This is a genomic window from Actinomycetota bacterium (assembly GCA_036280995.1).
In the GTDB taxonomy this organism is placed as follows: Bacteria; Actinomycetota; CALGFH01; order CALGFH01; family CALGFH01; genus CALGFH01.
Map to the genome: position 1 here is coordinate 1 of DASUPQ010000120.1, position 3,069 is coordinate 3,069.

General features: G+C 73.4%; 2 protein-coding genes. One reads left to right on the forward strand and one right to left on the reverse strand.

Annotated elements, in window-relative coordinates; genetic code table 11:
- Positions 1 to 181, reverse strand: a 181-nt coding sequence (locus VF468_03730; protein ID HEX5877423.1) for a hypothetical protein, incomplete at its 3' end; no start/stop codon positions are given.
- Between VF468_03730 and VF468_03735 the strand changes: the two genes are divergently transcribed.
- A partial coding sequence (locus tag VF468_03735; protein HEX5877424.1) for an error-prone DNA polymerase occupies positions 180 to 3,069 on the forward strand: 2,890 nt, incomplete at its 3' end. The two genes, VF468_03730 and VF468_03735, sit on opposite strands and share 2 nt — an antisense overlap.

Genomic DNA, 3,069 nt, shown 5'->3' on the forward strand with positions numbered 1-3,069 from the left:
CGAACGGCCGCCCGGAGCAGGCGGTTCGGCTCGGGACACTAGCGAATCTGGAGGTATCTGTACGAGAAATTGTCAATTGAACATTGCGGAGAGAATTCTGCGAGATCGGGTCCTGCGCGGCGCTCGGGAATTCAGCGCCAAACTTGTCAGAGTCGAACATATGTTCGATCATCCGGCGCATGGGATGGCAAAATCCTCCGCTTCCTTGGTCCGAGCTGGAACGCCGCCTCGCCGGCCGGCCACCTCCCCCCAACCAGCCTCCCGAAGCGGATGGAGGAGATGCCCCAGCCTGGTCATCCAGGCGCCAGCCCTACCAGTCGCCCGCCGAGGCTCCAGCCCCGCGGGGGCGGCGGAGCAGGGTGGTGGTTCCGTATGCGGAGCTGCACTGCCATTCGAACGCGAGCTTTCTCGATGGGGGGTCGCATCCGGAGGAGCTGGCGGAGGAGGCGGCGCGGCTCCGGTTGGAGGCGCTGGCCGTCACCGACCACGATGGGATGTACGGCATCGTCCGGTTCGCCGAGGCGGCCAGGGCGCTCGCCCTTCCCACCGTCTTCGGGGCCGAGCTCACCCTGACGCCCTTCGGCGCACGGGGAGCCGCGGGGAAGGCGGGGAAGCGGACCGGGACCCCCGACCCGGCCGGGGAGCACCTGGTCGTGCTGGCGCGGGGGCCGGAGGGGTACGCGCGGCTGTGCCGGGCCATCTCGGAGGCGCAGATGGCGGGAGCCAAGGGGGCGCCCCGGGGGGACCTGGGGCGGCTGGCGGGGCTGCACGGCGGGCACTGGGCGGTGCTGACCGGGTGCCGCAAGGGGGCGGTGCCACGGGCCCTTGCCGAGAGGGGGCCGGCGGCGGCCGCGGTCCAGCTCGACCGGCTGGTCCAGGCGTTCGGCCGGGACAACGTCTTCGTCGAGGTCTGGGACCATGGCGACCCGCTCGACTCGGCCCGCAACGACGCCCTGGTCCGCCTGGCCGACCGGGCCAGGGTCGAGGTGGTGGCGACCAACAACGTCCACTACGCGACCCCGGCCCGCCGCCGGCTGGCCACCGCCCTGGCCGCGGTCCGGGCCCGCAGCTCCCTGGCCGACCTGGACGGCTGGCTGCCCGCCGGAGCCGGCGCCCACCTCCGGTCCGGGTTCGAGCAGGCGGCCCGCCTGGCCCGCTACCCCGGCACGGTCGAGCTGGCCGCCGAGCTCGGCCGGGCCTTGGCCTTCGACCTGGAGCTGGTCGCCCCCCGCCTGCCCGACTTCCCGGTCCCGCCCGGGCACACGGAGATGACCTGGCTGCGCGAGCTGGCCACCCTGGGCGCGACCCGCCGCTACGGGCCCCGGCACGCCGAGCGGACCCCCGGGGCCTGGCGCCAGATCGACCACGAGCTGGCCATGATCGAGCAGCTCGGCTTCCCCGGCTACTTCCTGATCGTCTGGGACATCGTGGAGTTCTGCCGCCGCGCCGACATCTACTGCCAGGGCCGGGGCTCGGCGGCCAACTCGGCCGTCTGCTACGCGATCGGGATCACCAAGGCCGACGCCGTCTCCCTCGGCCTGCTGTTCGAGCGGTTCCTGTCCCCGGAGCGCGACGGCCCACCCGACATCGACCTGGACATCGAGGCCGGCCGGCGCGAGGAGGTCATCCAGTACGTCTACGGGCGCTACGGCCGCGAACGGGCCGCCCAGGTCGCCAACGTGATCACCTACCAGGCCCGCTCGGCCGTGCGCGACATGGGCCGGGCCCTCGGGTACGCGCCCGGCCAGCTCGATGCCTGGTCCAAGCAGGTGGACGCCTGGGGCCCGATCGAGGCCACCGTCGAGCACGAGATCCCCGAGCAGGTCATGGAGCTGGCCCGCCAGGTCCAGCGCTTCCCGCGCCACCTCGGGATCCACTCCGGCGGCATGGTCATCTGCGACCGGCCGGTGGTCGAGGTCTGCCCGGTCGAGTGGGCGACCATGAAGGACCGCAGCGTCCTGCAGTGGGACAAGGACGACTGCGCCGCCGTCGGGCTGGTCAAGTTCGACCTGCTCGGCCTCGGGATGCTCTCGGCCCTGCACGACACCGTCGACCTGGTCAGCCGCCACCACGGGGTCGAGATCGACCTGGCCGAGCTGCCCCAGGAGGCCGGCGTCTACGAGATGCTGTGCGCGGCCGACTCGGTCGGGGTGTTCCAGGTCGAGAGCCGGGCCCAGATGGCCACCCTGCCGAGGCTCAAGCCGCGGGAGTTCTACGACCTGGTCGTGGAGGTGGCCCTGATCCGCCCGGGCCCGATCCAGGGCGGCTCGGTCCATCCCTACATCCGCCGCCGCAACGGCACCGAGCCGGTCACCTACCTGCACCCGCTGCTGGAGCGGTCCCTGGCCAAGACCCTCGGGGTGCCGCTGTTCCAGGAGCAGCTCATGCAGATGGCCGTCGACGTGGCCGGGTTCACGGCCGCCGAGGCCGACCAGCTCCGCCAGGCCATGGGGTCCAAGCGCTCCAGCGAGCGCATGGAGCGCCTGCGGGGCCGCCTGTACGCGGGCATGGCCGAGCGGGGGATTGAGGGGGAGGTGGCCGACCGGATCTACGAGAAGCTGGCCGCCTTCGCCAACTTCGGCTTCCCCGAGAGCCACTCGGTGTCGTTCGCCTACCTGGTCTACGCCAGCGCCTGGCTGAAGCTCCACTACCCGGCGGCGTTCCTGGCCGCCCTGCTCAACGCCCAGCCGATGGGCTTCTGGTCGCCCAACACCCTGGTCGCCGACGCCCGCCGCCACGGCGTGGTCGTCCGCGGCCCCGACGTCAACCGCTCGGCGGCCACCGCCACCCTGGAGGGCGGTCCCCGGGGCGGCGGGGGGCCGGAGGGACCGGCGGTCCGGCTCGGCCTCAGCTACGTGCGGTCGCTCGGGGAGGAGCTGGCCGAGCGGGTGGCCGAGGGGCGGCCGTACGCGTCCATGGCCGACCTGTTGCGGCGGACCGGGGTGGGGGAGGGCCACGTGGAGGCGCTGGCCACCGCGGGGGCGTTCGGGTCGCTGGGCCTGGAGCGGCGGGCGGCGTTGTGGGCGGCCGGGGCCGTCGCCCAGGCCAGGGCGGACCGCCTGCCCGGGA